Genomic DNA, 25,970 nt, shown 5'->3' on the forward strand with positions numbered 1-25,970 from the left:
TCGTTCCACCAGATGTGGCAGGACCTGAAGCCCATCGGCCGCAACCCGGAAAGCGGCGGGTACCGCAGGTACGCGTGGACCGGCGCAGACGCCGAGTGCCGCGCCTGGTTCGAGGCCCAGGCCCGCTCAAGGGGCCTGACCTACGAACTGGACCGCAACGGCAACCAGTGGGCCTGGCTCGGCGACCCCGCCCAGGGGAACGCCGTAGTCACCGGCTCCCACCTGGACTCCGTCCCCGACGGCGGCCCCTTCGACGGCCCCCTCGGCGTGGTCTCCGCCTTCGCCGCCCTGGACGAACTCCGCAGGAGGGGAGCGGAGTTCACCAGGCCCCTCGCCATCGTCAACTTCGGCGACGAGGAGGGCGCCCGCTTCGGCCTGGCCTGCGTAGGCTCCCGCCTCACCGCAGGACAGCTGACGCCCGAGCAGGCGCACAGGCTTCGAGACGCGGACGGCATCACCCTCCCCCAGGCGATGGAGAGGGCCGGCCACGACCCGGAGGCGATCGGCCCGGACCCGGACCGCCTCGCCCGCATCGGCGCGTTCGTCGAACTCCACGTGGAACAGGGCCGAGCCCTGGACCTGTCGGGCGACCGCATCGGCATCGCCAGCGCCATCTGGCCCCACGGCCGCTGGCGCTTCGACTTCCGCGGCGAGGCCAACCACGCGGGCACGACGCGCCTGGTCGACCGCCGCGACCCGATGCTGTCGTACGCGGAGACGGTCCTGGCGGCCCGCCGTGAGGCGGAACTCGCGGGCGCGGTCGCCACGTTCGGCAAGATCTCGGTCGAGCCGAACGGCGTCAACGCGATCCCGTCCCTCGTCCGCGGCTGGCTCGACTCCCGCGCGGCCGACCAGGCGACCCTGGACACGGTCGTCGAGGGAATCGAGAAGGCGGCCCGCGAGTACGGCGACCGGCACGGCATCGAACTGGACGTCGTACGCGAGTCGTTCACGCCCGTCGTCGAGTTCGAGCACGCACTGCGGGACGAAATGGCCCGCATCCTGGGCGAGGGCAGGGACACGGACATCAGGGTCCCCGTCCTCGGCACCGGCGCGGGACACGACGCCGGAATCCTCTCCGGCTCGATTCCCACGGCCATGCTGTTCGTACGCAACCCCACCGGCGTCTCGCACTCGCCGGCCGAGTACGCGTCGGAGGACGACTGCCTGGCAGGTGTGACCGCACTGGCCGACGTACTGGAAGGTCTGGCGTGCAAGTGAACGCGCAAACCCAGCAGACCCAGCAGCAGACCCAGACGTACTGGCTGGAACAGGCGTGGCTCGACACGAACGTCGAGCCCGGGGTCGCACTGGACGTCGCGGACGGCCGGATCACCGCCGTCCACAAGGGAGCCGACACCCCACCCCCCGGCGCCGAAATCCTCCGTGGCCTGACCATCCCGGGCCTCGCCAACGCCCACAGCCACGCCTTCCACCGGGCACTGCGCGGCACCGTGCAGGTCGGCTCAGGCACGTTCTGGACGTGGCGCGAGATCATGTACTCGGTCGCGGACCGGCTGACCCCCGAGACGTACCACGCGCTCGCGCGGGCGGTGTACGCGGAGATGGCTCTCGCGGGCGTCACGGTCGTCGGCGAGTTCCACTATCTGCACCACGCGCCCGGCGGGACCCCGTACGCCGACCCGAACGCGATGGGAGAGGCGCTGATCGCGGCGGCGTCGGAGGCCGGGATCCGCATCACGCTCCTCGACACGGCGTACGTCTCGTCCGGTTTCGGCCAGCCCCCGAACAAGCACCAGCTTCGCTTCTCGGACGGCACGGCGCAGGCGTGGGCGGAGCGTGCATCCCTGCTGGCATCCCAGCTGAAGGAGCAGGACCACGCGCGGATCGGCGCGGCGATCCACTCGGTACGGGCGGTACCGGCCGACCAGCTCGCGACGGTCGCCGAATGGGCCGGCGCCCGCCGCGCGCCCCTCCACGTCCACCTCTCCGAGCAGACCGCCGAGAACGACGCGTGCCACGCGGCGCACGGCTGCACACCGACGCGACTCCTCGCGGACCACGGTGTGCTGGGCCCGCGCACGACGGGCGTACACAACACACACCTCACCCCCGAGGACATCCGGCTGCTGGGTTCGGCATCCACGGGCACCTGCATGTGCCCGACCACGGAACGGGACCTGGCAGACGGCATCGGCCCCGCGGCAGCCCTCCAGAAGGCAGGCTCCCCGCTCTCCCTCGGCTCCGACAGCCACGCGGTGATCGACCTCCTGGAGGAGGCACGCGCGATGGAACTGAACGAGCGGCTCCGCACCCGCACCCGCGGCCACTGGACGGCGGCAGCGCTGCTGCGGGCGGCCACGGCGGACGGCTACGCGGCGCTGGGCTGGGGCGACGACGCCGGCGTACTGGAACCGGGTGCCCTGGCCGACTTCACCACGATCGCCCTGGACTCGGTCCGCACGGCGGGCACCCTGCCCCGCCTCGGCGCCGAGACGGCGGTCTTCGCGGCCACGTCGGCGGACATCCGCCACACGGTCGTAGGGGGCCGCCATGTCGTACGGGACGGGGTGCACACCCTGATCCCGGACGTACCGTCGGCGCTGGCGGAATCGATCGAAGCGTTGCGCGGCTAGCTCGCCGAGAGGACTCACAGAACCATGACCACCGCCGGAACAACCGCTGGAACCACCGCGCTCATCACCAACATCGGCAGCCTGGTCACCAACGACCCGAGTGCGGGCGACGGCCCGCTGGGCCTCCTGAAGAACGCGGCCGTGGTGATCGAGGGCGAGCGCATCGCCTGGGTCGGCCCGGCGGCCGGGGCCCCCGCCGCCGACACGGCGTACGACGCGGACGGCCGGGCCGTGATCCCCGGCTTCGTGGACTCGCACTCGCACCTGGTCTTCGCGGGCGACCGTACGGAGGAGTTCAACGCCCGTATGTCGGGCCGCCCTTACTCGGCAGGCGGCATCCGCACCACGGTGGCCGCGACGCGCGCCGCGACGGACGCAGACCTGGAGGCGAACCTCACCCGCTACCTCCGCGAGGCCCTCCGCCAGGGCACGACGACGTTCGAGACGAAGTCGGGCTACGGCCTGACGGTCGAGGACGAGGCCCGAGCCCTGCGCATCGCGTCCGCCCACACGGACGAGGTGACATACCTGGGCGCACACATCGTCCCGCCGGACTACGCGGACGACCCGGCCGCGTACGTCGCACTGGTGACGGGCGACATGCTGGAGGCCTGCGCACCGCACGCCCGCTGGATCGACGTCTTCTGCGAGAAGGGCGCGTTCGACGGCGACCAGGCCCGCACGATTCTCACGGCGGGCAAGGCGAGGGGCCTGCACCCACGCATCCACGCGAACCAGCTCTCGTACGGCCCGGGCGTCCAGCTGGCGGTCGAACTGGACGCGGCGAGCGCCGACCACTGCACGCACCTGACGGACGAGGACGTCGACGCCCTCGCGAACTCGCAGACGGTGGCAACCCTCCTCCCCGGCGCGGAGTTCTCCACCCGAGCCGAGTGGCCGAACGCCCGCCGCCTCCTCGACGCAGGCGCCACGGTCGCCCTCTCGACGGACTGCAACCCGGGCTCGTCCTTCACGAGCTCCGTGCCCTTCTGCATCGCGCTGGCGGTACGGGACATGGGGATGACCCCGGACGAGGCGGTGTGGTCGGCGACGGCGGGCGGGGCGGCGGCCCTGCGCCGGGGCGACGTGGGGCGGGTGGCGCCGGGCGCATACGCGGACCTGGCCCTGCTGGACGCCCCGAGCCATGTCCATCTGGCGTACCGGCCGGGGGTGCCGCTGGTTTCGGGGGTGTGGCGGCGGGGGGTACGCGAGGCCTGACAGCGCCCCGAGATCGAGGACGCCACAGGGACGCGGCCCTATCATGAGCCGTAGCACACAGTGACAGGTATCAGCGGGGAGGCCTCACCATGGGCGCCACGGAAAGCCAGCATCCGATTCACCCGCCGATCCGGCCGCGGCTGTCGATCGAGGAACTGCTGGCTGCCAAGAACACTCAGCCGATCCGGTCCCTCGCTGATCTGAAGGCGGACACCTTCGAGTCCGACGAGGAGCTGGAGGAGTTCATCGCCTTCACCTATGCCGAGCGTCGGCGCGACGTCGCCTGAGCCGTACGGGGTGGCGAGCATCCCCGGAACGCGGTCCGCCGGGTCGGGGAAGGCCCGACCCGGCGGTGGGGCAGGGACTCCCGGTCAGCCCTGTCGGGTCAGGGCCAGGAACGACGACCAGGCAGCGGGGGAGACGGTGAAGCTGGCGCGGGTGGTGTCCTTGGAGTCGCGGATGTGGATGGCGGAGGGGCAGGCGGCGACCTCGATGCATTCGCCCCCATCGCCACCGCTGTAGCTGCTCTTGAACCAGCGGAGCGGGCGGGCCGTGGACTGCTCGGTTCTCATAGCTCTCCTTGCAGCAACTTCTCGATGTGGCGCAGGGATTCTGCCGGAGACAGCGCCTGAGCCCGCAGGATCCCATATCGAACGGAAATTCCACGGACTGTTTCCCGATCGGTGATGACGCGCCCGGTGCCCTGTGCTCCTAGGTACGCCACCTGTTCCCCGCCTCGTGGCGTCATCAGCGTGAACGGTCCGTCCGCACAGGCATGATCGGTCACGGACGTCGGCATCACCTGGATCTCGACGTTCGGGTTGTCTCCAGTGAGCAGCAGGTGTTCGAGCTGCCCACGCAATACCGACGCGCCACCGAACGGGCGTTGAAGCACGGCCTCCTCGATGACGAAGCTCAGAGTCGGCGCAGGCTTGCGCTCGTAGATCTTGTGCCGTGCCAGCCGTGCCGCAACCATCTGGTCGATCTCGGCCTCAGTCCGACGGGGCCGCCACACCGTGAACATCGTCCCGGCGTACTCCTCCGTCTGTAGCAGACCAGGAACAGCCATCACGGCGTACGCGTGGAACTCGACCGCCTCCTCCTCGATCCGCGCCGCATCCCGGAAGAACGCCGGATACCGAGTCCTGGCCACCTCCTTCTTCATCGCCAGCAAGACCCCGCCCGCGTCGAAAAGTTCGTCCGCCTTCTCGATCAGCTCGGGGCGTGGGATGCGCCGCCCCTGCTCGATCGCCGCGATCGTCTGCTCGCCGTAGCCCAGGCGCTTGCCCGCCTCGGTCTGGGTGAGTCCGGCCCGTTCGCGGAAGAGTTTGATCTGCCGGCCGAACGAGCGCAGGAACTCGTCGGCTGGGTCCTCGCGGCGTGCGGGCGCTGCGGCCCGTTCCTGTACGTACGTCATGGGCGTCCCCTCATTTCCCCTTGCTGCCCCGACAGCGCACACCCCGCACCCGGACAGTCACGCCATGTGAGGGTGTCGTCGCTGGTCACCGTACGAGTCGGACGCCAGCCTCGAGTCCATGACGACCGAGATTCCCTCGTCCGAGGACACCGATGCCCAACGGGCCGCCATCTACCAGGAGTTCACTATGTGCTTCACCTCCACACCCCGCGGTGCCCGCCTCGCCCGTCGGCTCGCCGCCCAACGGTTGGACGCCTGGGGGTGGCCCTACGGGACGGGCGTGAACGACACCGCGACGCTGATCGTCGCCGAGCTCACGGCGAATGCCGTGCAGCACGGGCGGGTGCCGGGACGGGACTTCCGGCTCCGCCTGACGGCGCCATCCGGTGCCGTACGGATCGAAGTCACGGACGCCAGAGGCGACCGTGACCGGCTCCCCGTCGGTGAACACCTCGCCCCCGATCCGCTCGCGGACGGCGGACGTGGACTGTGGCTCGTTGCCCAGTCGACCGTGCGATGGGGCGTCGAGCCGCGCACCGGCGCCCCCGGCAAGACCGTGTGGGCCGAGGTGGCGGTGTAGGTGCGTCGGCGATGGTGGGCCGTCTGCCGGTCCGGGTGGCCGGTGCGCCGAAGGAACCTGCAGCAGGGTATTCAATTGTATTCTTCCTGCATGGCTGACACGACCATCAAGATCAGTGAATCGATAAGGGACCGCCTGCGCACCCTCGCCGAGGAGCGGGGGCTCAGCACGCGCGCGTATGTCGAGCGCGTGGTCGCCGCGACTCCCACCGAGGCAGAGCGAGCCGAGCGCACGGCGCGGGCGATCGCGTACATCCGCGCGAACCTGCGCCCGGACTTCACCGAAGGCGATGTGCGAGAGGCGCAGGAGTGGCGGGATGCGATCGTGGCCGGCCGAGTGGGGGAACGCCGGTGATCATCCTGGACCACACCGCGGTCCTCGCCCTGTGCCGAGGTCATCGGTTGCTGTCAGGACTGGCCGTCGTCGAGGTCGACGACCCTGACCAGCGAGCGCACATTCCGGCGCTCTGCCTGGTCGCTGCGAGTCTGGAGCTTCCTGGCGCTGCGGCGCATGTCGGGGCGCTGCCCGCCTTGGAATTCCTGCCGCTGGACTTCTCCGGTACGGCTGCGGTCGAGCACACGGTCTCCAAGGGGATGGACTGGGCCTATGGGCATGCCGTCTACGCCGCTGTTTCGAGGACCGTCGAGGGTCAAGTGCTGACCGCCACCCCCGACGCCTACAACGGCACGGGCGTATGGGCGGTCGACATCGGCAAACCTTGAGTCAGGAGCGCCGACAGCCGGTTCATCGGCAAGTCCGTCAGGCCGGTGCGGTACCCGCTGTCCAGCGTTGGTCTGCTCGGCCCCCGGACGGGAGTTGGGCGAGTAGGGAGCCCGGTGCCTCCGAGTACGGGGTGACGGCGTGGTCCGGGGCGATGGCCGGGTGGATCGTGCCATGGGTGTCGACGGTGAAGGTCAGGTTGCGGCCGTTGGGGCCGTCGACCGAGGAGCACGTCCAGATGCCGATGGTCTTGTCGACGTCTCCGCGGCTGTCCAGGCAGTACGCGGGGGCGGCATACGACTGGATGACGCCGCGGTCGGCGTCCACGCGCCACCGCTGGGTGGGCGATGAGCTGCAGGGCGCGGTGACCACGTCCGTGCCGTTCTGGGCGTAGGCGTGCGGAGGCAGGTCCAGGCAGAGTCCCGAGGCCGCGTTGACGAACTGGGTGAAGTGGGCGCCCGGTGGCGGGGGTGCGGGGGACTTCGTCCGGGACGGTGACGGAGGCGGAGGCGGAGGCGGCGGGGGAGCGGGGCGCTCTGACGGCTTCGCCGACTTCGTCGGCTTCGCGGACATCGTGGGTGTGGGCGACGCGGAGACGGTCGCGGTGCTGGTCACCGTGACGGGCGGCTGTTGAGGCGGCAGCATGGCGCCGCGCCCGGCTGGTTCCGAGTCGGTCGACAGCAACAGCACGAGAAGCGGAGCCAGGGCCACACCCACGGCGACCGACACGAGTACGAGCCGCCGGGAGGGCCACCAGTCGGCTGCCTCGTCACTGCCCCTTGCCGCGGGGTACGTCCCCGGGTGCACGGACTTGGGGCCGGCCGCCTCGGCGTACGTCCCCGAGCGCGCATGCGCGTCCACCTCCGCACGACCCGCGCGCCGGGAACGGCCGAACGCGCCGCCGACCCCGCACGCCGTACCCCCACCCCCTGCACGTGCGACGCCGCGGCCCGCGTACTCGGCCCCGCCCCACCCCAGCAACCCGTCCGCCAGCACCTCCCGCGGGGTGTCCCGCAGGCCGGTCAGCTCCGCGTACGCCGTGCTGCAGCACGCGCAGTCGGCGAGGTGGGCGTGCAGGTCCGGGCTGTGCCGGGCGTACCCGGGGCGTACCGCCTCCTCGATGAGGCGGCCGTAGCCCCGGCAGCGGGTGTCTCCGCAGTGCGTGAGATGGGAGTTCAGCCAGGCCCGGCGCATCGCGTTCAGGGCCGATTCCTTCAGCTGGGCGACCTCGTCGGGCGAGGCACCCACGTAGACGGCCGTGTTCGGGTCCGGCTCCTCCTCCACCACGCCGTACCAGATGATGCCCTGCAGACGGAGCGGAAGGCTCTGGAAGGCGGCGACCATGACGGGGTCGGCCAGGCCCGTCGGGCCTCCCGGGTGCGCAGGTGCGGCGTCCCGGCCGAAGAGCCCGTCCGGCGCGGTGGCCGTCGCCGCCGTCGCGTCGAGACGGGCGAGCAGCCCGGGAGCGAGGCGTCCGCACCGGGAGTCCGCGGCCCAGGCGCGGGCCACGCGCAGTACGTGCAGCAGCAGATGGTGCCGCCAGGTGCCACGCGGTTCGGCGCCCTGTTTCACCTCGTGCGCGGCGAGCGCGAACGCCTGCGCCGTCAGCTGCCGCGCGGAGTTCTCGCCGATGCCGCACAGCCGGGCGTACCCGAGGACCGCGGGGCGGTGGCGGCGGCGGAGCTCGCGCAGTGCCGGGTACGCGGTCGAGGCGTTGGCCCGGAGCAGATCGGTGAGCTGTACGTCGGGGGCCTGGGCGTGCACCCCCTGTACGGCCGACTGCATGGTCGAAGTGTCGCTGTCCGTCCGGCCGAGCCGCCCCATCCGCACGCGCACGCCTCCTCGCCAAGTAGGCCTGACCGTCCGGTACTTCGGCGTACCGGTGAGTAAGGTGTGCCCATAGTGGTGGAAGCGGCTGCCCGGGAAAAGGTGTTTCCCACGGTAACGGGGCTATATCGGCGCAGCGGTGGTGTCGGTGTTCTCCCCCAGCCCCGCCCCTTCCCGTAACCAGGGGGCTAGCCCCCTGGACCCCCGAAATCGCCCTTCGGGCTCGTCCTCAAACTCCCCCAGCAAACGCCGGGAGGTGCCCCGGACGGGCTGGAAAATCCAGCTCGTCCGGGGCACCTCCCAGTGGTCGCCGACGCACAGCTGCCGCTCCGTCGCCGGTCACTCCTCGACCGTCAGCCCCCTGCGCAGCCGCACCAACGTGCGCGACAGCAGACGCGACACGTGCATCTGCGAGATACCCAGCTCGTCGCCGATCTCCGACTGCGTCATGTTGGCGACGAAGCGGAGCGAGAGGATCTTCCGGTCCCGGGGCGGGAGTTCCGCGATCAGCGGCTTCAACGACTCGACGTACTCGATGCCTTCGAGACCGTGGTCCTCGTAGCCGATGCGGTCCGCGAGTGCTCCCTCGGAGTCGTCCTCCTCGGGCTGGGCGTCCAGCGAGCTCGCGGTGTACGCGTTGCTCGCGGCCATGCCCTCGACCACCTCGTCGTTCGAGATACCCAGGCGCTCCGCCAGTTCTCCCACCGTGGGGGCGCGGTCGAGCTGCTGGGCGAGTTCGTCGCCGGCCTTGGCCAGGTCGAGACGGAGCTCCTGAAGCCTGCGGGGCACGCGCACCGACCAGCTGGTGTCGCGGAAGAAGCGCTTGATCTCGCCGACGATGGTCGGCATCGCGAAGGTCGGGAACTCGACGCCCCTGCTGAGCTCGAAGCGGTCGATGGCCTTGATGAGGCCGATGGTCCCCACCTGGATGATGTCCTCCATCGGCTCGCTGCGGGAGCGGAAGCGCGAGGCGGCGAACTTCACCAGGGCGAGATTCAGTTCCACCAGGGTGTTGCGTACGTACGCGTACTCATGGGTGCCTTCCTCGAGGGACTCGAGTCGCTCGAAGAGGGTCTTGGACAGGGCCCGCGCGTCCGCCGGCGCCACCTCGTCGTACGGAGGGATGGCCGGGAGACCGTCGAGGCCTTCCAGTACCTCGGAGCCGGAGCCGGAGCCGGAGCCGGAGCCGGAGCCGGAGCCGGAGCCGGAGCCGGAGCCGGAGCCGAAGTCGGAGCTTGGGGTGGAGCCTGCGGATTCCGTCCGAAGGCCGGGATCTGCGGTTTCGGAGTCGATGTCGGGACCGGTGGGGTCGGCCTCGAGAAGTACCGGTGGGGGTGTCGACGTCGCCAGGTCAGCATGCGATTCGTCGAGCCGGGGTGACATGATGTCCTCCATCGTTCTCGGCATATGGCTGCCGATGCCAATACGTGCACTGCGGTGTGCGGCGCCTCCAAAGCCGGCCGTGTCGATAGTTGTTATCTCTAGCCCTACCCGCTTGAGCGACGTTGTCGCAAGTGCGTTGTGTGCCGATATGTCCGATTCTGGGCTGTTGTTCGGGTGTTGGAGGGCGAGGTGAGGGCGTAGTGTTCTAGGGCGTCAATCAGCAGTGAACGACTGTCGGGAGAGAGACGGCATGGACCGCGGGACGGTCGGCAGTGCACATCGAGGCCGGCTTCTGGTCGAAGTCCGGGAAGAGGGACCGAGCGCCGTGGTGACACCGGCGGGTGAGCTGGATCACCACACCGCCGACCTGTTGCGCGAGCCCCTCGAAGGCTGCCTCGCCGACGGGTACACGCGTCTCGTGGTCGACTGTTCCCGGCTGGAATTCTGCGATTCCACCGGACTGAACGTGTTGCTCGGCGCACGACTCAAGGCGGACGCCCAGGGGGGCGGAGTCCATCTGGTGGGCATGCGCCCGGTGGTTGCGCGGGTATTCGAGATCACCGGAGCCGACGCGGTTTTCACGGTGCACGAGAGCCTCGACGCGGCCCTGGCGGACTGAGTACGCCGACGCCTCCAAGGCAAAGACTTCGGAAAGACCTCCGAATGGTTACGCCTCAGTTGTCTCTACGTGATCACTGCGTTACGAGTGTCACATGTCCCGTGTCGAATAAGTGGGTGTTCTCACGGTTCGGCCGGGCAGGAGACATCCTGAATCCGTCAACAGTCATCACAGCCAGTGCGTAGTGTCCTGCTGTTCGTCTCCGTTCCGTCCCCCTGAGCCCGAGTCGAGCCCAGTCCCAACGTCCTGCATCGTGAATCGGTGAATCGGTGAGGTGAAGCGCTGATGAGCACCACCCGGTCTTACTCGCCGGGCGACGGTGGCCCGGAGCCGGGCGCCGCCGCCGAAGGCGCTTCCGTGGTGTCCGACGGCGCTTCCGGGACGGCCTACAGCGCCCCCGGAGTGCCCGAAGGCGCCCGCTCCTCCGGCGATGCCCCCGCCGAGCAGCACCCCGTCGGCCGCCTGTCGCGCAGGCTGAGCCTCAACGGCGCGAGCGGAATCGTCCCGCTCGCCCGCGACTTCACCCGGCAGGCGCTCTACGACTGGGGCTGGCTGCCCGCCGCGACCGCCGACCGGCGCGCTGCCGCCGAGGACGTACTGCTGGTCGTCTCGGAGCTCGTGACCAACGCGTGTCTGCATGCCGAGGGGCCTGAGAGTCTGTGGGTCGCCTGCGACAGCAAGGTGCTGCGCATCGAGGTCACCGACCGCGGCGCCGGCCACCCCGCCCCGCGCACTCCGCACCGCGCCGGACGGCCCGGCGGGCACGGCATGTTCATCGTCCAACGCCTCTGTCTGGACTGGGGAGTTGTACGGAACCCCGGGGTGGCGGGCAAGACCGTGTGGGCCGAACTCAGCGCCCCCGCATAACCTTCACCGTCCCCCACCATTTGTTACCCGCGGTTCGAACCCTTCTTCGCGCGCTCTGACGGACGCGCCGGATCTTCGGAGATCCGGCGCGTCCGTTGTCTTCCCTCCACAAGGTCCCAGGCGTACCTTGAGCGCCCAATCTGATGTGCCGTCAGTAACTTTTGCGGACCGCACGACACACGAACGCACGGAGGAACTGCGGCACGGCCACCGGCATGAGGGGAACTCGAGGTGTCGTACCGGACGTACCAGAAGCGAACGGCCGCGCTCGCGCTCGGCGCTGCCCTGGCCGGCTCGGCGGTGCTGATGGCCGCCCCCGCAGCCCACGCCGACGTCGTGGACGTCGATTACCAGTGCAAGACGCCGATCGGCGACAAGGGAGCCGTCTCGCCGATCGACATCAAGGCCGTCAAGAGCGGCAGCGGCTACAAGCTCACCATGTCCTTCCAGAAGGGTGTCTCGTCCAGCCCGGTGGAGCTGGGCAAGGGCGCGATGAACCCGAGTGCGGTCATCAAGCTGGGCGGTGCGGAGAGCGGCAGCGTTCCCGTGTCGGGTCCGCCCAACGCCAAGGCGATCCCCGCCAACACTCCCATCAAGATCAGCGACTTGACGGGGACCTATACGCCGAAGAAGAGCGGCAAGGTCACGTTCACCGCGGGTGTGCTCACCATCAAGGCCCTCGGGACGACGACCACGTGCACCCCCGCCAACAACCCCAAGCCGTCGCTGACCCTGGACGTCACGTCGGCGGGCGGCGGTACGACCCAGAGCGCACCGGCCGGTGGTGAGGAACTGCCGCAGACCGGTCCTGGGGACTCCGCGATGGCGCTGGGGACGCTCGGCGGCACGGTGCTGCTTGCGGGGGCCGCGGGGGTGTTGTGGCTTACGCGCCGTAACCAGCCGGTGCGCTGACGGCTGGATCACTCCGTACTTCAGTACGCGACCCGTATGAGCCGAGCCGCACCTGTACGAGACCAGGAGCCGCCGATGTCGCCGCCCTTGCCGCCGCGCGTACGACTGTTGTCGTCTGCGTTGTCCATGCCGTTGGTTCTGCTGCTTGTTGTCGCGGCGGCGGCCCCGGTGCGGCCTGCCCACAACGGGATCCTGGCGGCTGCCTACAGCAGCACCGCGTGGTCCGTCGTGCCCTCCGCCGGTGGTGGGACCCGGCCGGCGAAAGGTGGACGGCCGTACTTCTACGCCGAGGGTGTGCCCGGTGCTGTGCTCGAGGACACGGTGTCGGTCGTCAACCCCGGAGCGAAGGCGCTCACGGTGGAGCTGCGGGGCGCGGACGCGGACAACACCCGGGGCGGTGGCCTCTCGCTGCGCAAGCGGTCGACGGACACGGGTGCATGGATCACCTTCGCCGAGCGCAAGCTGAGGATCCCGCCGCACACACGGGCCGATGTGCCGTTCACGGTGACCGTTCCGGAGGACGCGACGCCCGGCGACCATCCCGGTGCGATCGTCGCGAGCGGCGGCGGGCGCGACGCGGCGGTGCGGCTGCAACTCCGGGTCAGCGGGCCAACGCTGGCGGCGCTGACCGTCGAGCGCGTGAGGGCCGAGGGCCGGCACATCTCGTACGACCTGGTGAACCGCGGCAACACCGTGCTGACGCCGAGGCTCACCGTGCGGGCCGACGGAGTCTTCGGCGAGGTTCTGCACCGCGGCCCCAGGACGCTGCCGGTCGAACTTCTGCCCGGCCGCCGGATCACGCTCACCGAACCGTGGCCGGACGCGCCGACCTTCGACGCGGTCGACATCAGCCTGACGGCCACGGCGGCGGGCGGCGCCCGGGACACGGCCGCGGGGTCGGCCCGCTTTGTGCCGTGGGGACTGCTCGCGGGGGTGGCGGCCGGACTGGCGGCTGCGGGAGGTGGCGCCTTCTGGTGGAGGCGACGCGTGGGGGGCCTGCGCGGCCGGAGCGCTCGGGGGCCGGACGTTCGCACCCAACAGATGGACCCGGACAACGAGCTGACGGGAGCGGTCACGTGATGTCCCCCGAATCGCCCTCCGGGCCCGTCCTCAATCGCCGGACGGGCTCACATGAGCCTGTCCGGCGATCGAGGACCGGGGTCTGGGGCGGAGCCCTCACGCGGCGGAGCCGCATATGGATACAGCCGGGAAGGGGCGGGGTGAGGGAAAGCCCCGCAGGGCCCACCCCCCGGCTCACTCCACGCGCGCGTGCCCGCGCAGCAGGCCGAGCCCCGGTCCAGGGAGCAGCAATCGCCCTGGCGATCGCCCTCGCCCTCGTACTGCTTCCGGCAGGCATGCCCGCCTCCGCCGCCGACAAGCCCGCCGTGAAGCTCTCCAAGTCCGAGGCCGGCGCGGGCGGTTCCCTCACCGTGACCGGCAAAGGCTGGCGTCCGAACACCCTGCTGATGCTGCTCATCTGCGGTCGGTCCGCGCCCGGCAGGGGCGTGATCGGCGGTACCAACTCCTGTGCCAACGGCGACGGCCGCGCCGTCACGACGGACGGCGAGGGGGCGTTCAGCAAGAAACTGCCGGTCGCCGAGCCGCCGGAGCCGTGCCCGTGCGTCGTGCACGTCGCGACGGTCACCGGTGAGCAGGCCGCCGCGGACGCCGTACTGAGGGTCGCGGGCCACCCCGTCGCGCCGCTGCCGGAGCAGGACGGCGCGGGGAAGCTGTCGGTGCTTGACGACACCCGGCTCGAGGGCTCGAGCGGGCTCCTCACCTGGTTCGGTGCGCCGCCCGGCCGGGAGCTCGTCTTCACCGTCGGCAACGTCGGCTCCGCCCCCGTCAAGGACCCCGTCTTCCAGGTGGGCACCTCCCACGGCGTGTTCGCCCCGCAGTGGGAGGAACAGCAGTGGCGCGGCACCATCGCGCCCGGGAAGAAGGCCCGGATCAAGCTGCCGGTCGAGCTGGCCGCCGGCGCCCACGGCGACTATCTGGTCTCGCTCAGGTTCGGCGGGAAGGTGCTCGCCGAACAGCCGTGGGGCGTGGGCCGCCCGTGGGGCGTCACGCTCTTCTGGATCCTGCTCTGCGTCGTCGTACCCGCCGCGGTGTTCCGCATCGGCATGGCGATCGTCGACCGGGTGCGCCCGCGGGGGCACGGAGGCAACGGGCGCCACCGGAGCGTACGACTGCCCGACGTCACCGTCCGCCTCCCCAGGCTGGGGCTGTCCCCGACGGCGACCGGCACCCCGGCGAAGCCGTCGCGCAGCGACGAGAACGCGCGGCCGGCCCGTACGACCACGACCCTGCCCTGGTTCACCCCGGACACCGATCCCGGGGCGCCGGCCGGTCGGCTCTCCGCACCGTCAGAGCTCTCCGCACCACCGCAGAACAGTCCGACGACGAAGGGAAACACGTGAGCAGGCAACGGAGGGTCGGTCCGGTCCGCGGGGCCCCGGGGGCGCGGAGTCAGTGGATCCGGAGGGCCGCCGGCCCACGCAGAATCAGCGTGTGCGGCGTCGCCCTCATGCTGAGCGGTGCCGGCATCCTGCTGGCCGCCGCGCCGGCGCAGGCGGCCGAGGTCGCCTACAAGACCGAGTGCATCCCGCCCGCGATCTCCGGCATGGACCCCGTGCAGGGCACCACCAAGGTGGAGATCACCGCGCCGGCCGAGGCGAAGGTCGGGGACGAGGTCGAGGTGGTGTGGAAGTTCGTCCAGGCCGCCTCGAAGAACCCCGACGTCCTCGACCTGGAGGAGAACACGGTCAAGCCGACCGGCACGCTCAAGGCGGGCGGCGCGCAGACCGCCGACATCGCGATGGAGGGGCCGCGCGAGAACCCGCCCATCCCCAAGAACAGCGACATGAAGCTGTCCGACATGAAGGGCAAGCTGAAGCTGACGGCGGCCGGAGAGATCACGCTGACCCCGGACGCGTACAACATCAACGTCAGCAAGCCGATGTCGACGGACACGAAGTGCACGCCGCAGGAGCAGGTGAAGTCCGCGGCGACCATCAAGGTGACCGGTGGGGGCGGGAGTTCGGGCGGTACGACGGGTGGGCTCCCGACCGGTGTGCCCACGGGCCTGCCGACCGGTCTCCCCACGGGTCTGCCGACCGGCCTTCCGACCGGCCTCCCGACGGGCGGCACCAGCGGCTCCTCCGGAGGCGACACCGGCGGCTCCGCCGGGGGCAGCGACAGCGGGGGCACGACAGGCGGGGACGACGGCGGCGCCGGCGGTGGCGGCGGCGGGCAGACCGACTTCACGGGCAAGGAGGTGCAGATCCCGTACGAGTGCAAGACGCCGATCGGCGACAAGAGCGCGACGTCGCCCGTGCAGATCAACGCCAAGAAGGACGGCGGCGACTTCGGCCTCACGGTGCAGTTCAAGAAGTCCGTGATGGACAGTCCGGCGGACATCCCGGCGGACTCCGTGAAGCCGTCGATGGAGGTCGTGCTCGGCGGTGCCGACAAGGGCACGGTGCACGTCGAGGGCCCGACGAACAAGGAACCGATCAAGTCGGGCGACCCCATCAACATCCCCGACCTGACCGGCACCTACAAGCCGGGCGCCGACGGGAAGGCGACCCTGTCGCCGGGCGTGCTCACCGTGAAGGCGCTCGGCACGACGACGACCTGTACGCCGGCCAAGACCGAGGTGTCGCTTGAGCTCGACACGGCGGCTCAGCCGGGCGGGGCGTCCGGTGGCTCGGCGTCCGGCGGCGGGCTCGCCGAGACGGGTGCGGACGACAACGGTGCGCTGCGTGCGCTCGGGCTGGTCGCGGGCACCGTGATCCTGCTCGGCGGAGCGGTCTTCACATTCCTGCCGCGACGCCGTACGACGCACTGACCGCCGTACGACCCGGTGCAACGCGAAGGGCCGCCGCACCCAACGGTGCGGCGGCCCCTCGTACGAACCGTTCGAAGCGAACGCGCTACGTCACTTGACGTCGCCCATGAGCTCCTTGACCCGCTTGCGGTACATCCACAGCGCGATGCCGGCGAGCACGGCGAGCGCGGCCTGGAGGCCGACGATGCCGGTCTTGTTCAGGTCGACACCCGCGATGGACAGCAGACCGGTGGTGCAGTCGCCCGCGGTGACGGCGAGGAACCAGACACCCATCATCTGCGAGCCGTACTTGACCGGTGCCATCTTGGTGGTGATGGACAGACCCACCGGGGAGAGGCACAGCTCACCCACGGTCTGGACGAAGTAGATGGCGACCATCCACCACGCGGCGACCTTGGCGCCGTCCCCGGCCATGGTCAGCGGGATCAGGAAGACGAAGAACGAGACACCGATCAGGAACAGACCGGACGCGAACTTCACGACCGTGCTCGGCTCCTTGCCGCGCCGGTTCAGCGCCAGCCAGATCCAGGCGACGACCGGGGCCAGTGCCATGACGATGACCGGGTTGACCGACTGGTACCAGGAGACCGGGAAGTCGAAGCCCAGGATCACCGTGCGCGTCGAGGACTCGCCGAAGATCGCCAGGGTGGAACCGCCCTGGTCGTAGATCATCCAGAAGAGGGCCGCGGCCACGAAGAACCAGATGTAGCCGGAGACCTTCGACTGCTCGGCGGTGGTCAGCTCCTTGTCGCGCTTGATGCGCGCCAGGACCATGACCGGGATGATGAGGCCGGCGAGGGTGATCGGGACGAGCGCCCAGTTCAGGGTGTACGTGCCGGTGACGACGAGACCGCCGTAGACGACGACGGCGACGACCAGCCAGAAGAGGCCCTTGCGCAGCGTCGAGGCCTTCTCCGCGGCCGACAGCGGCTTCGGGACGACGCTGGAGGCCGGGTTCAGGTGGCGGGTGCCGATCAGGAACTGGGCCAGACCCAGCGCCATGCCGAGCGCGGCCAGCGCGAAGCCCAGGTGCCAGTTCACGTTCTCGCCGACGGTGCCGATGATCAGCGGCGCGGCGAAGGCACCGAGGTTGATGCCCACGTAGAACAGCGTGAAGCCGCCGTCGCGGCGCGGGTCGTCCGGGCCTTCGTAGAGCTGGCCGACCATCGTGGAGATGTTGGCCTTCAGCAGACCGGAGCCCAGGGCGACGAGGCCCAGACCGGCGAAGAAGGTGCCCTCGGAGGGCAGGGCCAGCGTCAGGTGGCCCAGCATGATGACGCCGCCCGCGATCGCGACGGTCTTACGGGGACCCCAGACGCGGTCGCCGAACCAGCCGCCGGGCATGGCGAGCAGGTACACCAGCGACAGATAGACCGAGTAGATCGCGGTCGCCGTGGCCGGGCTCATGCCCATGCCGCCGGGTGCGATCAGGTACAGCGGGAGCAGCGCCCGCATGCCGTAGTAGGAGAAGCGCTCCCACATCTCGGTCAGGAAGAGTGTGGCCAGGCCGCGGGGGTGGCCGAAGAAGGTCTTCTCGAAGCCAGGGGTACTGGCCGAGTCCTTCGTCAGGCTGGACGCCATGGGTCGTTCCTTGTGGGTTCGGGACGCGGTGCCTGGAGAGGTGACGCGCCCGGTGGGGGGCGGCCGGCACCGGCATCGGGCCGTCCACCACCCAACGCCCAGGGGGGATTCGCTCGCTCCGGTCCGGAAGCGAGGGACGGTGACACCGGGATCCACGCCCTGGCGCATCGTCGCGCAGGGCCCGGCCAACAGGTCATTCCTTGTAAGGCTGGCAGCTGCCGGCCCGCACATGAAGATGACCTTCGGCCCGCAATAGCGTGCCAAAGGCCATTCAGTAGTGCTACAGGCGTTCTGCCACAATAAAGCACGACACAGTGTGATATGAAGGCGGCTGAGACGCGAATCACAGGCTGAGCGGGAACCGAGGCCTACTTTCGAAGGTCACTTCCAGTGTCTCACCCCACACCCGCAGGCCCGTCCCGATGGGCCGGCGGCGTGGCAGATCACACCCCGGACGTAGTCCGCCGCGGACTACCATCACCTCCATGACCCGTGTTCTGCTTGCCGAGGACGACTCGGCCATCTCGGAGCCGCTTGCTCGCGCCCTGCGCCGGGAGGGCTACGAGGTCGAGGTGCGCGAGGACGGTCCGACCGCGCTCGACGCCGGAGTACAGGGCGGCGTCGACCTGGTCGTACTCGACCTCGGGCTGCCCGGCATGGACGGACTGGAGGTGGCCCGCCGGCTGCGCGCCGAGGGGCTCACGGTGCCGATCCTCATCCTGACCGCACGCGCCGACGAGGTGGACACCGTCGTCGGTCTCGACGCGGGCGCCGACGACTACGTCACCAAGCCCTTCCGCCTCGCCGAACTCCTCGCCCGCGTGCGGGCCCTGCTGCGCCGCGGGGCAGCCGAGCCCCAGCAGCCGCCCGCCACCCACGGTGTGCGTATCGACGTCGAGTCGCACCGCGCCTGGATGGGCGACGACGAGCTCCAGCTCACCGCCAAGGAGTTCGACCTGCTGCGCGTGCTGGTGCGCGACGCGGGCCGGGTCGTCACCCGCGACCAGCTGATGCGGGAGGTCTGGGACACCACCTGGTGGTCCTCGACCAAGACGCTCGACATGCACATCTCGTGGCTTCGTAAGAAGCTCGGCGACGATGCAGCGAACCCGCGCTACATCGCCACGGTCCGCGGTGTCGGCTTCCGCTTCGAGAAGTCCTGAGGGGTTCGGGAAGACCGCCCGCCCGGAGAGAACGGCCGACGTGCAGAGACGGACTGACGTGCATACTTCGAACGACCCCCGGACACCGTCATGCGCCGCCGGCTGATCAACTCCACGCTCGCCGTGGTGCTCATCGTCATCGCCGTGTTCGGGGTCTCCCTCGTCATCGTCGAGACCCGCACGATCAGCAGCAGCGCCCAGGACCGCGTGGAGTCCGAGGCCCTGCGGCTCGTCAGCATCGTCGACAGCCGGCTGATCAGCGACGAGAAGATCACGGCGGGCATACTGCGGGACCAGGTCCCCGCCGAGCGGTACGCGCTGATCGAGATCGAAGGGCGCGCGCCCGTCGAGGTCGGCGAGCGCCCGGTCGGCGAGGTCATCCAGTCCACGGCCACGGGCGAACAGGGTGAGAAGGTCACCGTCCAGGAGTCACGGTCCTCGGTCACCGAGGAGGTCGGCCGGACGCTCCTGATCATCGCCGGCGTCGCACTGCTGGCCATCGTCGCCGCCGTGCTCCTCGCCGTACGCCAGGCGAACCGCCTCGCGTCCCCGCTGACCGACCTCGCCGAGACCGCGGAGCGGCTGGGATCCGGCGACCCCCGGCCGCGCAGCAAGCGGTACGGCGTCCAGGAGCTGGACCGGGTCGCCGATGTGCTGGACCGCTCCGCCGAGCGGATCGCGCGGATGCTCACCGCCGAGCGGCGTCTCGCCGCCGACGCCTCGCACCAGCTGCGCACACCCCTGACCGCGCTGTCCATGCGGCTCGAGGAGATCGCGCTCACCGAGGACCTGGAGACGGTCAAGGAAGAGGCGACGATCGCACTGACGCAGGTCGAGCGGCTCACGGACGTCGTCCAGCGGCTGCTCACCAACGCCCGGGACCCGCGCACCGGCTCCGCCGTCTCCTTCGACCTGGACGAGGTCATCAAGCAGCAGATCGAGGAGTGGCGGCCCGCCTACCGCAGCGCGGGCCGGGCCATCGTCAGCTCGGGCAAACGGCATCTGCAGGCGGTCGGCACGCCCGGCGCGGTCGCGCAGGTGCTGGCCGCGCTGATCGAGAACTCGCTGATGCACGGGGGCGGCACGGTCGCGCTGCGCACCAGGGTCACGGGCAACCAGACCGTCATCGAGGTCACCGACGAGGGCCCGGGTGTGCCGCCGGAACTGGGTGCGCGGATCTTCGAGCGGACCATCAGCGGCCGCAACTCCACGGGGATCGGGCTCGCCGTGGCCCGCGATCTGGCGGAGGCGGACGGCGGCCGCTTGGAGATGCTGCAGACGAAGCCGCCGGTGTTCGGGCTCTTCCTGTCGCGTACGCCGCCGAAGAGGTCCGTGGCCGACGAGGCGGCGGCGCAGACGACCGTCAGATGACGGGCCGGGGACGAGCCGCGCCGGAGGTCACCTGACGCGCTGCCTGGGCCGTCGGCGTTCCGACTCGAGGAACGATTCGGCGCTGGCGACCGCCTCCCGGGCCGGAAGCGCCCGGAAAACCCAGGTCCGGTAGGACCAGAAGCGGAACAGCGTTGCGACGCCGATGCCGAGGAACTTGAAGATGTTGCTCTGCAGCGGGCTGTCCCAGCCGAAACCGTACGTCGCCACGTAGAGCACGCCGTTCTCGATCACCAGGCCGATGCCGCTGAACAGCAGAAAGAGCGTGAGTTCCTTGGTGCGGCCGCTCTTGTCGCGGTCCCGGTAGGTGAAATAACGGAAGCCGAGGTAGTTGAAGATGATCGCGACGACGGTGGCGATGACGCTCGCCCGCACCACCTGAAGATCGGTGACGTGGCGTACCAGGTTGAACACGCCCAGGTTGACGAGGATGCCCGCGCCGCCGACCGCGCCGAACTTGGCCATTTCGCGTACGAGGCGGTCGAAACGCTGACGTACGGCGCTTCGGGGCGCCGCATCAGCCCCCGGAGAACCAGCCTTGCCCATGGTGTGCCAGCCCCCGTCTCTTGGTTTCGTCAACCCGGCCATGCTATCCAGCGGCCCTCTCCGGCGCGCGTGGACGCAGGTAAGGCGTGGGTAAGGCGTGGTCTTTGTGTGATGAGCATGCAGAGATGCCGATGGGTATGCGCGGGCGTCCGGCGGTACCTGGCGGCGGATACCCTGGGGGCGTGACGTTCCCCGTAGTCGGCATGGTCGGCGGCGGTCAGCTCGCTCGTATGACGCACGAAGCAGGCATCCCGCTCGGCATAAGGTTCAAGCTCCTCAGTGACACCCCGCAGGACTCCGCGGCGCAGGTTGTCAGCGATGTCGTCGTCGGCGACTATCGCGACCTCGACACGCTGCGTGAGTTCGCGCGGGGCTGCGATGTGATCACCTTCGATCACGAACACGTACCCACCGAGCATCTACGGGCCCTGGAGGCGGACGGAATCCCCGTACGCCCGGGCCCCGACGCGCTCGTCCACGCCCAGGACAAGGGCGTGATGCGGGCGAAGCTCGACGCGATCGGCGTGCCGTGCCCGCGCCACCGGATCGTGAGCGATCCGGAGGACGTGGCCGCCTTCGCCGCGGAGGGCGACGGCTTCCCGGTCGTCCTCAAGACCGTGCGCGGCGGATACGACGGCAAGGGCGTGTGGGTCGTGGACTCCGCGGCGGAGGCCGCCGAGCCCTTCCGCGCCGGCGTGCCCGTCCTCGCCGAGGAGAAGGTCGACTTCGCCCGTGAGCTGGCCGCCAACGTCGTCCGCTCGCCGCACGGCCAGGCCGTCGCCTACCCCGTCGTCGAGTCGCGTCAGGTCGACGGCGTCTGCGACACGGTGATAGCACCGGCCCCCGACCTCGACGAAGAGCTGGCACTGCAGGCCGAGGAGCTCGCCCTGCGCGTCGCCAAGGAACTCGGCGTCGTCGGCCACCTCGCCGTCGAGCTGTTCGAGACCCGCGACGGCCGGATCCTCGTCAACGAGCTGGCGATGCGCCCGCACAACTCCGGGCACTGGACCCAGGACGGCGCGATCACGTCCCAGTTCGCCAACCATGTGCGCGCCGTGCTCGACCTGCCGCTGGGCGACCCGCGCCCGCGCGCCAGGTGGACGGTGATGTGCAACGTCCTCGGCGGCGACTACCCCGACATGTACTCGGCGTATCTGCACTGCATGGCCCGTGACCCGCAGCTGAAGATCCACATGTACGGCAAGGACGTGAAGCCCGGCCGTAAGGTCGGCCACGTCAACACCTACGGCGACGACCTGGACGACGTGCTGGAGCGCGCCCGCCACGCCGCCGGCTATCTGCGAGGGACGATCACCGAGTGAGCACCTCTCCCGAATCCTCCGCCGCCCCCCTCGTTGGCATCGTCATGGGCTCCGACTCCGACTGGCCCGTCATGGAGGCCGCGGCCCAGGCCCTCGACGAGTTCGAGATCCCCTACGAGGTCGATGTCGTCTCCGCGCACCGCATGCCGCGGGAGATGATCGCGTACGGCGAGGAGGCCGCCGGACGCGGCCTGAAGGTGATCATCGCGGGTGCGGGCGGCGCCGCCCATCTGCCCGGCATGCTCGCCTCGGTCACCCCGCTCCCGGTCATCGGCGTCCCCGTGCCGCTGAAGTACCTGGACGGCATGGACTCCCTGCTGTCCATCGTGCAGATGCCGGCGGGCGTGCCGGTGGCGACCGTGTCGGTCGCCGGCGCACGCAACGCGGGGCTGCTCGCGGCCCGTATGCTCGCCGCCCACGACGAGGAACTCCTCGCCCGTATGCGGGAGTTCCAGCAGGAACTGAACGACCAGGCCACCGAGAAGGGCAAGCGGCTGCGCGCGAAGGTCGAGGGCGCCGCGTCGTTCGGCTTCGGCTCCGGGAAGTGACGGCGTGACGTCGCATCTGGACCAGGCCCGGGAACTGCTGGCCGAGTTCCCCGTCGTCGACGGGCACAACGACCTGCCATGGGCCCTGCGCGAGCAGGTCCGCTACGACATCGGCCAGCGCGACATCGCGACCGACCAGAGCGCGCATCTGCACACCGACCTCGCCCGGCTGCGGGCCGGCGGGGTCGGCGCGCAGTTCTGGTCCGTGTACGTCCGTACGGATCTGGCCGGGGACGAGGCGGTGAGCGCCACGCTCGAACAGATCGACTGCGTCCAGCAGCTGATCACCCGCTACCCGGCCGATCTGCGGCGCGCCCTGACCGCCGCCGACATGGAGGCCGCGCGCGACGAGGGCCGCATCGCCTCCCTGATGGGCGCCGAGGGCGGCCACTCCATCAACAACTCGCTGGCCACCCTGCGCGCCCTGTACGCCCTGGGCGTCCGCTACATGACGCTCACGCACAACGACAACATCGCGTGGGCGGACTCGGCGACCGACAAGCCGGGCGTCGGCGGCCTCTCGCCGTTCGGCCGTGAGGTCGTCCGCGAGATGAACCGCATCGGCATGCTCGTGGACCTGTCCCATGTGGCGGCCTCGACGATGCGCGACGCGCTGGACACCTCCACGGCGCCCGTGATCTTCTCCCACTCCTCCGCCCGGGCGGTCTGCGACCATCCGCGCAACATCCCGGACGACGTGCTGGAGAGGCTGCCGGGGAACGGGGGAGTGGCGATGGTCACCTTCGTCCCGAAGTTCGTCCTCCAGGCGGCGGTGGACTGGACGGCGGCGGCCGACGAGAACATGCGCGCGCACGGCTTCCACCCGCTCGACACCACGCCCGAGGCGATGAAGATCCACCGCGCCTTCGAGGAGACCAACCCGCGCCCGATCGCCACCACCGCCACGGTCGCCGACCACCTCGACCACATGCGCGAGGTCGCCGGAATCAACCACATCGGCATCGGCGGCGACTACGACGGCACGGCCTTCACCCCGGACGGCCTGAACGACGTCTCCGGCTACCCGAACCTGATCGCGGAACTCCTCTCCCGAGGCTGGTCCCGCGAGGACCTCTCCAAGCTGACGTGGCAGAACGCGGTACGGGTCCTGTCGGCCGCGGAAGACGTCGCCCGCGACCTCGGCGCTCGCCAGTCCCCGTCCAACGCGACGCGCTCTGACCTGGACGGCTGACGCCCCGTTCCGCCGCGCGGTGCCGGCGGAACGCCTGCCCATGGTGGCAGCGGCGGTGGGCGCCCGCGACACACGCCCTAGGCCCTGTCGTCAAACTCCCGCCTGCCCCGCGGCGTCTGGCACGCACGCTCGCCGCGTTGCCGAAAAGCCCTAGTAGCTCCGCTACGAGGACTTTCCGGCGCCTTGCGATCGCACGCACCAGACGCCGCGGGGCCCGCCCTTCGGGCGGACGGCGGGAGTTTGACGACAGGGCCTAGGCGCGGACCAGGCAGAAGGGGTGGCCCGCGGGGTCGGCGTAGACGCGGAAGTCCCGCTTGCCGCCGTCGTCGTCGAGATCGAGCCCCCGCGCGCCGAGCGTGAGGACCTTCTCCTCCGCGGCCTCGACGTCCTCGACGAACAGGTCGAAGTGCAGCTGCTGGGAGTCGTGGTCGCCCGCGGGCCACTGAGGCGGCTTGTGGTCCGGCACCCCCTGGAAGGCGATCCGCTGGCCGTCCGGCAGGTACAGATCCACCCAGCGACCCTCACCCTCGATCCGGCCGTCGAGCATCGCGGCGTAGAACTCCGCCAGGTCCCGCGGCCGCGGGCAGTCCACGGCGGTGAGCCCGAGCTTCGCGAACCCCATGCGTCCTCCTCGGCAGACTCCGATGTGACCGGAGTCATGGGTGCCCAGCGCAAGCGCCCTCAACCGCCGCCGGACGGGTTCAGGCCGTCGGCCTGCCCATGGCCCGGAACGTCCACCCGGCCGCCCGCCACACCGCGGGATCGAGGGCGTTGCGGCCGTCGAGCAGCAACGGCTCCGCCGCCGCCTCGCCCAGCGCCACGGGGTCCAGCTCGCGGAACTCGCGCCACTCCGTCAGGTGCAGCACCACGTGCGCGTCCCGGACGGCGGCGGCCGCCGAATCGGCGTACGCGAGGGTCGGGAAGAGCCGCCGCGCGTTGTCCATGCCCTTGGGGTCGTAGACGGTCACCTGGCCGCCCTGGAGGTGGATCTGCCCGGCGACATTGAGCGCGGGCGAGTCCCGTACGTCGTCGGAGTCCGGCTTGAACGTGGCGCCCAGCACAGCGACCCGCTTCCCCAGGAAGCTGCCGCCGACCGCGTCGCGCGCCATCTCGACCATCTGTCCGCGGCGCCGCATGTTGATGGAGTCGATCTCGCGGAGGAAGGTGAGCGCCTGGTCCGCGCCCAGCTCACCGGCCCGGGCCATGAAGGCGCGGATGTCCTTGGGCAGGCAGCCGCCGCCGAAGCCGATCCCGGCCCGCAGGAACTTCGGCCCGATCCGCTCGTCGTAGCCGATCGCCTCGGCCAGCTTCACGACGTCGCCGCCCGCAGGCTCGCACACCTCCGCCATGGCGTTGATGAACGAGATCTTGGTGGCGAGGAAGGAGTTGGCGGCGGTCTTCACCAGCTCCGCCGTCGGGAAGTCCGTCACCACGAACGGCGTGCCCTCCGTCACCGGCGTCGCGTACACCTCGCGCAGCAGCTTCTCCGCGCGTTCGCTGCGGACGCCGACCACGATCCGGTCCGGGTGCAGCGTGTCCTGGACGGCGAAGCCCTCCCGCAGGAACTCGGGGTTCCAGGCCAGCTCCACCTCGCTGCCCGCGGGCGCCAGCTCGGCGATGCGCGCCGCGAGCCGCTCGGCGTTGCCCACCGGCACGGTGGACTTGCCGACGACGAGCGAGGGCTTGTCGAGGTGCTTGGCGAGGGACTCCATCGCGGAGTCGACGTAACTCATGTCGCAGGCGTACTCGCCCTGCTTCTGCGGAGTGTTCACACAGACGAAGTGGACGTCGCCGAACTCCGCGACCTCCGACCACTCCGTGGTGAAGCGCAGCCGCCCGCTCGACCCCTCGATCCCCGCGACATGCCTGCGCAGCAGCTCCTCGAGCCCCGGCTCGTACATCGGCGTGCGCCCCGACTCCAGCAGCGCGATCTTCTCGGGTACGACATCGAGCCCCAGGACCTCGAATCCCAGCTCGGCCATGGCCGCGGCGTGCGTGGCGCCGAGATAGCCGGTGCCGATCACGGTGATCTTGAGGGCCATACGGTGCTCCAGTGCTCCAGTCGAAAGCGGCTTCGGTGCCTGCCCGAGCATAGTCGGGCCCTGTCGGGCCCTTTCCCCGTCATGCTTTCCGCTGTCGTCAACCTCACGTACACGTCGCGCGAACGGCCCCCTAAGATTTGGGTTACTTAACGGTAATTAGCTCCTTGGAGGGTGAGAGACCTTGGCGGGAACGTCGG

General features: G+C 70.3%; 26 protein-coding genes. 18 read left to right on the forward strand and 8 right to left on the reverse strand.

Features of this window, described 5'->3' with window-relative positions:
- The first annotated feature begins 12 nt into the window (after positions 1–12).
- The 4 genes from H1D24_RS29835 to H1D24_RS29850 all read left to right on the forward strand — a co-directional run bounded on the left by H1D24_RS29835 (position 13) and on the right by H1D24_RS29850 (position 4,102).
- Positions 13–1,221, forward strand: coding sequence for an allantoate amidohydrolase (locus H1D24_RS29835; RefSeq protein ID WP_258564408.1), 1,209 nt, complete (start codon positions 13–15; stop codon positions 1,219–1,221).
- Positions 1,218–2,597: a formimidoylglutamate deiminase gene (locus H1D24_RS29840; protein ID WP_181660828.1), complete on the forward strand. Its 1,380-nt coding sequence runs from the start codon at positions 1,218–1,220 to the stop codon at positions 2,595–2,597. Before H1D24_RS29835 ends, H1D24_RS29840 begins: the two co-directional genes overlap by 4 nt.
- Before the next feature lie 24 nt (positions 2,598–2,621).
- The gene (gene hutI / locus H1D24_RS29845; protein WP_181660829.1) at positions 2,622–3,815 is read left to right on the forward strand and encodes an imidazolonepropionase; all 1,194 of its coding nucleotides are present in this window, start codon (positions 2,622–2,624) and stop codon (positions 3,813–3,815) included.
- A gap of 89 nt (positions 3,816–3,904) precedes the next feature.
- A complete protein-coding gene (locus H1D24_RS29850; protein WP_181660830.1) occupies positions 3,905–4,102 on the forward strand; it encodes a hypothetical protein in 198 nt (65 codons plus the stop codon).
- An 84-nt stretch (positions 4,103–4,186) separates the two neighbouring features.
- On the opposite strand, the gene H1D24_RS29855 is transcribed toward H1D24_RS29850, so the two are convergent.
- Positions 4,187–4,387 (reverse strand): DUF397 domain-containing protein, encoded by a 201-nt coding sequence (locus H1D24_RS29855; protein WP_181660831.1) that lies wholly within the window; start codon positions 4,385–4,387, stop codon positions 4,187–4,189.
- Entirely contained in the window at positions 4,384–5,232 is an 849-nt protein-coding gene (locus H1D24_RS29860; RefSeq protein WP_181660832.1) for a helix-turn-helix domain-containing protein, read from the reverse strand. The genes H1D24_RS29855 and H1D24_RS29860 overlap by 4 nt, the downstream gene beginning before the upstream one ends.
- A gap of 118 nt (positions 5,233–5,350) precedes the next feature.
- Here H1D24_RS29860 and H1D24_RS29865 point away from each other — a divergent pair, with 118 nt between their 5' ends.
- From H1D24_RS29865 to H1D24_RS29875, 3 genes are all read left to right on the forward strand, one after another.
- Positions 5,351–5,812, forward strand: coding sequence for an ATP-binding protein (locus H1D24_RS29865; RefSeq protein ID WP_181660833.1), 462 nt, complete (start codon positions 5,351–5,353; stop codon positions 5,810–5,812).
- 90 nt (positions 5,813–5,902) lie between these two features.
- Positions 5,903–6,166 (forward strand): hypothetical protein, encoded by a 264-nt coding sequence (locus H1D24_RS29870; protein WP_181660834.1) that lies wholly within the window; start codon positions 5,903–5,905, stop codon positions 6,164–6,166.
- Complete coding sequence (locus tag H1D24_RS29875) at positions 6,163–6,534, forward strand: PIN domain-containing protein (RefSeq protein ID WP_181660835.1); 372 nt, start codon at positions 6,163–6,165, stop codon at positions 6,532–6,534. The genes H1D24_RS29870 and H1D24_RS29875 overlap by 4 nt, the downstream gene beginning before the upstream one ends.
- A 37-nt stretch (positions 6,535–6,571) precedes the next feature.
- On the opposite strand, the gene H1D24_RS29880 is transcribed toward H1D24_RS29875, so the two are convergent.
- Both H1D24_RS29880 and H1D24_RS29885 read right to left on the reverse strand, forming a co-directional pair.
- Positions 6,572–8,317 (reverse strand): ricin-type beta-trefoil lectin domain protein, encoded by a 1,746-nt coding sequence (locus tag H1D24_RS29880; protein ID WP_181660836.1) that lies wholly within the window; start codon positions 8,315–8,317, stop codon positions 6,572–6,574.
- A gap of 381 nt (positions 8,318–8,698) precedes the next feature.
- Complete coding sequence (locus H1D24_RS29885; protein WP_374064434.1) at positions 8,699–9,742, reverse strand: RNA polymerase sigma factor SigF; 1,044 nt, start codon at positions 9,740–9,742, stop codon at positions 8,699–8,701.
- Positions 9,743–9,992: 250 nt separating this feature from the next.
- On the opposite strand from H1D24_RS29885, the gene H1D24_RS29890 reads away from it, so the two are divergent.
- From H1D24_RS29890 to H1D24_RS29915, 6 genes are all read left to right on the forward strand, one after another.
- The gene (locus H1D24_RS29890) at positions 9,993–10,361 is read left to right on the forward strand and encodes an STAS domain-containing protein (protein WP_181660838.1); all 369 of its coding nucleotides are present in this window, start codon (positions 9,993–9,995) and stop codon (positions 10,359–10,361) included.
- A 285-nt stretch (positions 10,362–10,646) separates the two neighbouring features.
- Positions 10,647–11,228: an ATP-binding protein gene (locus tag H1D24_RS29895; RefSeq protein ID WP_181660839.1), complete on the forward strand. Its 582-nt coding sequence runs from the start codon at positions 10,647–10,649 to the stop codon at positions 11,226–11,228.
- A 231-nt stretch (positions 11,229–11,459) separates the two neighbouring features.
- Positions 11,460–12,140, forward strand: coding sequence for an LPXTG cell wall anchor domain-containing protein (locus H1D24_RS29900; RefSeq protein ID WP_181660840.1), 681 nt, complete (start codon positions 11,460–11,462; stop codon positions 12,138–12,140).
- A 126-nt stretch (positions 12,141–12,266) separates the two neighbouring features.
- The gene (locus H1D24_RS29905) at positions 12,267–13,220 is read left to right on the forward strand and encodes a COG1470 family protein (RefSeq protein WP_181660841.1); all 954 of its coding nucleotides are present in this window, start codon (positions 12,267–12,269) and stop codon (positions 13,218–13,220) included.
- Between the two features lie 275 nt (positions 13,221–13,495).
- On the forward strand, positions 13,496–14,560 hold the full coding sequence (locus H1D24_RS29910) for a hypothetical protein (protein WP_258564412.1): 1,065 nt from the start codon (positions 13,496–13,498) through the stop codon (positions 14,558–14,560).
- Positions 14,561–14,667: 107 nt separating this feature from the next.
- On the forward strand, positions 14,668–15,990 hold the full coding sequence (locus H1D24_RS29915) for a hypothetical protein (RefSeq protein ID WP_181660842.1): 1,323 nt from the start codon (positions 14,668–14,670) through the stop codon (positions 15,988–15,990).
- Between the two features lie 90 nt (positions 15,991–16,080).
- Here H1D24_RS29915 and H1D24_RS29920 read toward each other — a convergent pair whose 3' ends face one another.
- Complete coding sequence (locus H1D24_RS29920) at positions 16,081–17,571, reverse strand: oligopeptide:H+ symporter (protein ID WP_181660843.1); 1,491 nt, start codon at positions 17,569–17,571, stop codon at positions 16,081–16,083.
- A gap of 485 nt (positions 17,572–18,056) precedes the next feature.
- Here H1D24_RS29920 and H1D24_RS29925 point away from each other — a divergent pair, with 485 nt between their 5' ends.
- Together H1D24_RS29925 and H1D24_RS29930 are read left to right on the forward strand one after the other, a co-directional pair.
- Entirely contained in the window at positions 18,057–18,734 is a 678-nt protein-coding gene (locus H1D24_RS29925; protein WP_181660844.1) for a response regulator transcription factor, read from the forward strand.
- 90 nt (positions 18,735–18,824) lie between these two features.
- A complete protein-coding gene (locus tag H1D24_RS29930; protein ID WP_181660845.1) occupies positions 18,825–20,105 on the forward strand; it encodes a sensor histidine kinase in 1,281 nt (426 codons plus the stop codon).
- Between the two features lie 27 nt (positions 20,106–20,132).
- On the opposite strand, the gene H1D24_RS29935 is transcribed toward H1D24_RS29930, so the two are convergent.
- The gene (locus H1D24_RS29935) at positions 20,133–20,669 is read right to left on the reverse strand and encodes a GtrA family protein (protein ID WP_181660861.1); all 537 of its coding nucleotides are present in this window, start codon (positions 20,667–20,669) and stop codon (positions 20,133–20,135) included.
- A gap of 182 nt (positions 20,670–20,851) precedes the next feature.
- Here H1D24_RS29935 and H1D24_RS29940 point away from each other — a divergent pair, with 182 nt between their 5' ends.
- Genes H1D24_RS29940 through H1D24_RS29950 form a run of 3 tightly spaced genes read left to right on the forward strand, consistent with a single transcriptional unit; the run spans position 20,852 to position 23,731 of the window.
- Entirely contained in the window at positions 20,852–21,991 is a 1,140-nt protein-coding gene (locus H1D24_RS29940; protein ID WP_181660846.1) for a 5-(carboxyamino)imidazole ribonucleotide synthase, read from the forward strand.
- 44 nt (positions 21,992–22,035) lie between these two features.
- On the forward strand, positions 22,036–22,539 hold the full coding sequence (gene purE / locus H1D24_RS29945) for a 5-(carboxyamino)imidazole ribonucleotide mutase (protein ID WP_181660862.1): 504 nt from the start codon (positions 22,036–22,038) through the stop codon (positions 22,537–22,539).
- Positions 22,540–22,543: 4 nt separating this feature from the next.
- Entirely contained in the window at positions 22,544–23,731 is a 1,188-nt protein-coding gene (locus H1D24_RS29950) for a dipeptidase (RefSeq protein ID WP_181660847.1), read from the forward strand.
- Positions 23,732–23,984: 253 nt separating this feature from the next.
- On the opposite strand, the gene H1D24_RS29955 is transcribed toward H1D24_RS29950, so the two are convergent.
- Positions 23,985–24,353, reverse strand: coding sequence for a VOC family protein (locus H1D24_RS29955; protein ID WP_181660848.1), 369 nt, complete (start codon positions 24,351–24,353; stop codon positions 23,985–23,987).
- A gap of 79 nt (positions 24,354–24,432) precedes the next feature.
- A complete protein-coding gene (locus H1D24_RS29960) occupies positions 24,433–25,773 on the reverse strand; it encodes a UDP-glucose dehydrogenase family protein (protein ID WP_181660849.1) in 1,341 nt (446 codons plus the stop codon).
- Between the last annotated feature and the right edge of the window lie 197 nt (positions 25,774–25,970).

Source organism: Streptomyces himalayensis subsp. himalayensis (assembly GCF_013778455.1).
GTDB lineage: Bacteria > Actinomycetota > Actinomycetes > Streptomycetales > Streptomycetaceae > Streptomyces > Streptomyces himalayensis.

Excerpts from the sequence above, each read along its gene's own strand:
- H1D24_RS29835 (WP_258564408.1), top strand. The coding sequence starts at position 13 with ATGTGGCAGGACCTGAAGCCCATCGGCCGCAACCCGGAAAGCGGCGGG.
- hutI (WP_181660829.1), top strand. The coding sequence starts at position 2,622 with ATGACCACCGCCGGAACAACCGCTGGAACCACCGCGCTCATCACCAAC.
- H1D24_RS29850 (WP_181660830.1), top strand. The coding sequence starts at position 3,905 with ATGGGCGCCACGGAAAGCCAGCATCCGATTCACCCGCCGATCCGGCCG.
- H1D24_RS29855 (WP_181660831.1), bottom strand. The coding sequence starts at position 4,387 with ATGAGAACCGAGCAGTCCACGGCCCGCCCGCTCCGCTGGTTCAAGAGC.
- H1D24_RS29860 (WP_181660832.1), bottom strand. The coding sequence starts at position 5,232 with ATGACGTACGTACAGGAACGGGCCGCAGCGCCCGCACGCCGCGAGGAC.
- H1D24_RS29865 (WP_181660833.1), top strand. The coding sequence starts at position 5,351 with ATGACGACCGAGATTCCCTCGTCCGAGGACACCGATGCCCAACGGGCC.
- H1D24_RS29870 (WP_181660834.1), top strand. The coding sequence starts at position 5,903 with ATGGCTGACACGACCATCAAGATCAGTGAATCGATAAGGGACCGCCTG.
- H1D24_RS29880 (WP_181660836.1), bottom strand. The coding sequence starts at position 8,317 with ATGCAGTCGGCCGTACAGGGGGTGCACGCCCAGGCCCCCGACGTACAG.
- H1D24_RS29885 (WP_374064434.1), bottom strand. The coding sequence starts at position 9,742 with ATGTCACCCCGGCTCGACGAATCGCATGCTGACCTGGCGACGTCGACA.
- H1D24_RS29890 (WP_181660838.1), top strand. The coding sequence starts at position 9,993 with ATGGACCGCGGGACGGTCGGCAGTGCACATCGAGGCCGGCTTCTGGTC.
- H1D24_RS29895 (WP_181660839.1), top strand. The coding sequence starts at position 10,647 with ATGAGCACCACCCGGTCTTACTCGCCGGGCGACGGTGGCCCGGAGCCG.
- H1D24_RS29905 (WP_181660841.1), top strand. The coding sequence starts at position 12,267 with ATGCCGTTGGTTCTGCTGCTTGTTGTCGCGGCGGCGGCCCCGGTGCGG.
- H1D24_RS29910 (WP_258564412.1), top strand. The coding sequence starts at position 13,496 with ATGCCCGCCTCCGCCGCCGACAAGCCCGCCGTGAAGCTCTCCAAGTCC.
- H1D24_RS29915 (WP_181660842.1), top strand. The coding sequence starts at position 14,668 with ATGCTGAGCGGTGCCGGCATCCTGCTGGCCGCCGCGCCGGCGCAGGCG.
- H1D24_RS29920 (WP_181660843.1), bottom strand. The coding sequence starts at position 17,571 with ATGGCGTCCAGCCTGACGAAGGACTCGGCCAGTACCCCTGGCTTCGAG.
- H1D24_RS29925 (WP_181660844.1), top strand. The coding sequence starts at position 18,057 with ATGACCCGTGTTCTGCTTGCCGAGGACGACTCGGCCATCTCGGAGCCG.
- H1D24_RS29930 (WP_181660845.1), top strand. The coding sequence starts at position 18,825 with ATGCGCCGCCGGCTGATCAACTCCACGCTCGCCGTGGTGCTCATCGTC.
- H1D24_RS29935 (WP_181660861.1), bottom strand. The coding sequence starts at position 20,669 with ATGGGCAAGGCTGGTTCTCCGGGGGCTGATGCGGCGCCCCGAAGCGCC.
- purE (WP_181660862.1), top strand. The coding sequence starts at position 22,036 with ATGGGCTCCGACTCCGACTGGCCCGTCATGGAGGCCGCGGCCCAGGCC.
- H1D24_RS29955 (WP_181660848.1), bottom strand. The coding sequence starts at position 24,353 with ATGGGGTTCGCGAAGCTCGGGCTCACCGCCGTGGACTGCCCGCGGCCG.
- H1D24_RS29960 (WP_181660849.1), bottom strand. The coding sequence starts at position 25,773 with ATGGCCCTCAAGATCACCGTGATCGGCACCGGCTATCTCGGCGCCACG.